This window comes from Paenibacillus sp. SAFN-117 (assembly GCF_051966115.1).
Classification (GTDB): domain Bacteria; phylum Bacillota; class Bacilli; order Paenibacillales; family NBRC-103111; genus Paenibacillus_L; species Paenibacillus_L residui.
Window position 1 is genome coordinate 167,309 of record NZ_JBQCLK010000006.1, and the last position, 6,000, is coordinate 173,308.

The 6,000-nt window shown below is 49.3% G+C and carries 3 protein-coding genes and 1 rRNA gene; all 4 read left to right on the forward strand.

The features are described 5' to 3' along the window. Positions 1-68 precede the first annotated feature (68 nt). Entirely contained in the window at positions 69-782 is a 714-nt protein-coding gene (locus tag ACTHRH_RS06300) for a heptaprenylglyceryl phosphate synthase (RefSeq protein ID WP_440414620.1), read from the forward strand. A 51-nt stretch (positions 783-833) separates the two neighbouring features. Beyond that, positions 834-3,086, forward strand: coding sequence for a DNA helicase PcrA (gene pcrA / locus ACTHRH_RS06305; RefSeq protein ID WP_379289009.1), 2,253 nt, complete (start codon positions 834-836; stop codon positions 3,084-3,086). A gap of 111 nt (positions 3,087-3,197) precedes the next feature. Continuing rightward, the gene (gene ligA, locus ACTHRH_RS06310) at positions 3,198-5,201 is read left to right on the forward strand and encodes an NAD-dependent DNA ligase LigA (protein ID WP_379289013.1); all 2,004 of its coding nucleotides are present in this window, start codon (positions 3,198-3,200) and stop codon (positions 5,199-5,201) included. A 514-nt stretch (positions 5,202-5,715) separates the two neighbouring features. Further along, positions 5,716-6,000: ribosomal RNA gene (locus ACTHRH_RS06315) — 16S ribosomal RNA — on the forward strand; the annotation flags it as partial.

Here is a 6,000-nt window from a genome sequence, read left to right on the forward strand (position 1 = left end):
GACACGGCGAAACAGGAAGCAAACAAGGATTTATAGACTTTTATAAGTTCTTGGCAACGGGATGAACTGTGGAATTGGACATTCGTAAATGGAAGCACGTGTTTAAGCTGGATCCCGACCGGAGCCTCTCCGATGAACAATTGGAGAAGATATGTCTATCCGGGACAGACGCCGTTATTGTAGGCGGCTCTTCGGGGGTTGCCTTTGATAATACCGTTGAACTTCTCGGAAGAGTACGAAGGTTTGAGCTTCCCTGCGCTTTGGAAATATCTTCGATGGATGCGATTGTACCCGGCTTCGACCTGTATTTGATTCCGGTAGTTCTGAATACACCGGACGGACAATGGATAACCGGGCATCATCAACAAGCGATCCGGGAATACGGGGCGATGATGAATTGGGATGCGGTCATTCCGGAAGGTTATATCATTATGAATGGGCAATCGACAGCAGCCTTGGTAACCGGGGCCGATTCGAATCTGGATAACAAGGATCTCGCGGCTTACGCCCGAATGGCTGATAAACTGTTCCGGTTTCCGATTGTTTATGTAGAATATAGCGGTACGTTCGGTAATATGGATTGGGTCGCCCAAGTACGGGAAGTGCTGGAGGATGCCCGGTTGTTCTATGGCGGCGGGATTGATGGGCCCGACAAGGCCCGGCAGGCGTCAGGTTGTGCGGATACCATCGTAGTTGGAAATTTGATTTATGAGAATCTGGAGCAGGCGCTGGCTACCGTGGAGGCTATCCGTTACGATCGTCCGGAGGATGCCCGGGAGTAGCGGCAGATGTTCCAGACTTTCTAGACAATCCAAGCAGAAAGGTTAATTAATATGATTAATTCTGTTCATGATATTTTTCAGGCAATCGACAAGTTAAATCCGGAGCAGAAGCAGGCTGTTCAGAGCGTGGACGGTCCGCTTCTGATTATGGCCGGGGCAGGTAGCGGGAAGACCCGGGTGTTAACCCATCGTATCGCTTATTTGATTGCCACCGGCAAAGCGGCTCCCTGGAGCATACTGGCTATTACCTTTACGAATAAAGCCGCTCGGGAAATGCAGGAAAGAGTGGAGAAGCTGGCCGGCTCTGCCGCCCGCGACATCTGGGTATCGACCTTTCACTCCATGTGCGTCCGAATACTTCGCAGAGACATCTCACGCATCGGATATACCTCGAATTTCTCCATTCTGGATTCGGCCGATCAATTGTCGGTTATCCGTTCCTGTGTTAAAGAGTTGAACATAGATCCGAAAAAGTTCGACCCCAAGGCCATTCAGGCAGCAATCAGCAGCGCCAAGAACGAGTTAATATCCCCTGAGCGATTTGAAAGCCAAATCGGAGACTATTTCCAAGGCATTGTCGCGAAGGTTTATACGATGTATCAGAAGAAACTGAAGAGCAATAACTCTCTTGATTTTGACGATTTGATCATGAAGACCATCGAGCTGTTCGAGGAAGTTCCGGAAGTGCTGGAGTTTTACCAGAATAAATTTCTTTACATTCATGTGGATGAATACCAGGATACGAACCGTGCGCAATATTTGCTCTGTCGGATGATTGCGGATAAGCATCACCGGATCTGTGTGGTAGGAGACAGCGACCAATCGATCTATCGGTGGAGAGGGGCGGATATTTCTAATATTTTGAATTTCGAGAAGGATTACCCGGAGACGAAAACGATCTTATTGGAGCAGAATTACCGGTCTACCGCCAATATTCTGAATGCGGCCAATGCAGTAATAGCGAATAATGCCGGGAGGAAGGACAAGCAGTTATGGACCGATAAGGGAGATGGTCCCAAGATCAAGTTCTACCAGGCCGACTCGGAACATGCCGAAGGGTATTATGTCGCTTCGGAGATTAATAAAGGCAGGAATGCGGGCAGAAGCTATTCCGATTATGCGATCCTATACCGTACCAATGCGCAGTCCCGTGTAATCGAGGAAATTTTGATTAAATCGGATATTCCTTATCAAATTATCGGCGGCATCAAGTTCTATGACCGGAAAGAAATTAAAGACTTGCTCGCTTATCTGCGTTTGATTTCAAATCCGGATGACGACATTAGTTTCAGCCGTATCGTCAATGTTCCGAAGCGGGGGATCGGGGATACGACCCTGGATCGATTAGCCGAACAGGCGGCGGCACGCGGAGTTTCCCTCTTTGCGCTGCTGGAGGATGTAGATTCGCTGGAGATCAGCTCCCGTGCCAAAGGGGCGCTTCGGGAATTTAGAGAGATGATTGCGAACCTGCATTACATGGTTGAGTATCTATCCGTTACCGAACTGACGGAGGAGATGCTGAACCGAACCGGCTATCGTATGGAGCTGGAGCGGGAAGCAACCATTGAAGCCAAGACCAGACTAGAGAACATTGACGAGTTTTTATCCGTAACCCTGGAGTTTGAAAATCGAAATGAAGATAAATCTCTTGTCTCGTTCCTGACGGATCTGGCTTTGATTGCGGATATCGACACCATGGATAAAGAAGATGACGGGACTTCCGGCAGCGCAGTCGTATTAATGACCATGCACAGCGCGAAAGGATTGGAATTTCCGTTTGTTTTCATTATAGGTATGGAAGAGGGAGTGTTCCCCCATAGCCGGGCCCTGATGGACAATACGGAGCTAGAGGAAGAGCGTCGTCTCGCTTATGTCGGTATTACTCGGGCTGAGGAGCAGCTGTATCTATCTTGTGCCCGGATGCGGGTTTTATTCGGACGCACAAGCAGTAACCCTCCATCCCGGTTCTTGAGGGAAATTCCGGAAGAGCTTCTGGAAAATGACTCCCCTTCGGAGGACCGCTATGGGCGGATACAAGGGGGATCCTTCGCCGGGTTGAACCGTTCGCCCGGTGGAATGGCCGGCGCGGCCAAACCTTACAACCGTACTAAACCGGCGGCTCCTGCCGTTAATAACGTAACGGATTTTCATAATGGCGACAAGGTTCAGCACGGCAAGTGGGGAACGGGCGTTATTGTGGCGGTTAAAGGCAGCGGCGATGATATGGAGCTGCAGATCGCTTTCCCTGCACCGGTCGGTGTGAAGAGATTGCTTGCCAAATTCGCCCCGATTACTAAAGTATAAAATCATGAGAGCTTGTCGGCGGGGATCCGTTGTGTACATTGATTTTCAAATTTGGAAGCGGGATGACCATTTGGAAAGGATGAATTGCCTGTGGAAGAACAATTCAAAGAAATGAGAGCGTTAATTGAGGAAATCAATCGGCACAATTATCTGTATTATACAATGGACTCTCCGGAATTATCCGATCCGGATTATGACAAGCTGTATGACCGTCTGGTCCAGCTGGAGAAGGAGACCGGGACGGTATTTCCCGATTCCCCTACTCAAAGGGTTGGCGGAGAGCTGCTGAAGGGGTTCGAGCCTCACAAGCACCGGGCACGTCTATGGAGTCTGGACAAAGCTCAAAATGAAGAAGGGCTGATGGCTTGGTATCAGCGTATTCAGAAGCTGATCCAGCAATATAATCAAGCCAACCCGGATCATCCGCTGCCTCCGTTATCGTTTGTGGTGGAGTTGAAATTCGACGGACTAACCTTAAATTTGACTTATGATAGAGGCACTTTGGTACAGGCGGCCACCAGGGGAAACGGAACGGTCGGTGAAGGGATACTGGCGCAGGTTCGGACTATTCGGTCCGTACCGCTAACCATTCCTTATAAGGATGGAGTTATTGAAGTTCAAGGAGAAGGACTGATGTTCCTATCGGTTCTTGAGGAATATAACAAGACGGCGGAGGAACCGCTTAAGAATGCGCGGAATGCCGCAGCCGGCGCCCTTAGAAACCTTAATCCGGCGGTAACGGCCTCCCGCAAGCTGGATGCCTTTTTCTACAACGTCGGTTTTTCGGATGCCAAAGCCTTCGCTACCCATGAACAGATGCTTGAATTTTTGCGCGAGAACCGTTTTAAAGTAAATCCGCATACCCGGTTGGTTCACTCGATAGAGGAGGTCAAGGAGGAGCTTGCCGTAATTACGGAGAAACGCCATGAACTGGATTATTTGCTGGATGGCGCCGTGATTAAGATCAATGATCTTCGGACCCGTGAAGTATTGGGCTATACGGAGAAGTTCCCCCGCTGGGCGATTGCATTTAAGTTTGAGGCGGAGGAAGCTACAACCATTCTCCGGACAGTTTCCTGGGAAGTAGGAAGGACCGGGAAGCTGACTCCGGTGGCAACGGTGGATCCGGTTGAATTGGCCGGGGTAACCGTGCAAAGATGCACCTTGAACAATATCGGGGATATTGAACGCAAGGATTTAAAAAATGCTTTGGGCAGCCTTGTCTATATTAGAAGATCTAATGACGTCATCCCGGAAATATTAGGACGGGCTACGGATGCCGAGGACGGAGAAGAAATCCTTTATCCGGAAACATGTCCCGCTTGCGGTTCGGAGCTTGTTCAGAGGGGCGCCCATATCTTTTGCCCTAACCGGCTGAAATGTCCTCCTCAGTTAGTTGGTCGTATCACTCATTTTGCTTCCAGGGATGCCATGGATATCGAAACCTTCAGTGTCGCTACGGCTGAACAGCTTTATCAGGAGCTGGGAGTCAGGGATCCGGCCGATTTGTTTAGTCTTACTTTCGACCAGTTAGTTGGCTTGGAGCGGTTCGGCGAGAAGAAAGCCGGTAATTTGCTGGCAGCGATTGAGAAAAGCAAGGACTGCGATCTGGGTTCTTTCCTGTTCGCGCTGGGAATCCCCAATACGGGGAAGACGACCGCGAAGGAACTGGCCGATCATTACCGGAGTCTGGACAAGGTAATGAGCGCTTCCGCAGAAGAGCTGATGCAGATTCCCGATATTGGGGAGATCGTAGCGGAGAGCATTGTAGGCTTCTTTGCCGATCCGCTGATGCGTTCCAGTATTGAAAGAATGCTGGCGGCGGGTGTGCGTCCGCATGTTGAGGAACAGGCTGCAGCGATTAACGAGAATAATCCGTTCTACGGTAAAACGGTCGTGATTACGGGGACGATGGAATCTTTCGGAAGAGATGAGGCGACGAAGAAGCTGGAGGCGTTGGGTGCAAAGGTTACTGGCAGTGTGTCCAAGAAAACCGACATGGTCATTGCGGGTGCAAATGCCGGAAGCAAACTGGCCAAAGCCCGCGATTTAGGTATCCAGGTGGTCGACGATGAGCAGCAGTTTTTGCAGATGTTAGGAGAAAGCGGCCAATAAGCCGGACATTGCTAAAAGCGTAAAAAAAGATGCTCCAATTCCGGATTTTTGGGAGTTGGGGTGTCTTTGTAGTTGGCAATTTTATAGAAAGGAATACAATAAATGTTTCAAAAGGCGTACAAGGTTTTATAAAAAAGTATAGGGCAAGATATTCCTATTGATTTCTGAGTGGGACCATGATATATTAGTTTTCGCCCATTCGGAGCGGGACTGTCCATATGGAAGTCCGGGATGGCTGGAAAGACGAATAAAATGTTGTCCATGCTTTCTCTGCTCTATCCAACAAATGGGAAATAAAAAACAGTTGACTTTAGGCTGGAGTGCTGGTAAGATATTATCTTGTCACCACAAATGAAACAGCAGGTTGACGAAAGCTCTTTGAAAACTGAACAAATGATTTCAATAACGAAACAAGCCAGTGCGTATACGGTTTTCGGACCGTATCCACGTCAATGAATGAACGAATTAATGAGCTAATCGCTCTTCACTTTAAAGAGCTCCAATGGGGCTCTCTTTAACGGAGAGTTTGATCCTGGCTCAGGACGAACGCTGGCGGCGTGCCTAATACATGCAAGTCGAGCGGAGCTTAGCCTTCCTTTGGAAGGCTCTGGCTTAGCGGCGGACGGGTGAGTAACACGTAGGCAACCTGCCCGTAAGACCGGGATAACTTGCGGAAACGTGAGCTAATACCGGATAGATAGGAAGAGCGCATGCTTTTCTTAGGAAAGACGGAGCAATCTGTCACTTACGGATGGGCCTGCGGCGCATTAGCTAGTTGGTGGGGTAAAGGCCTACCAAG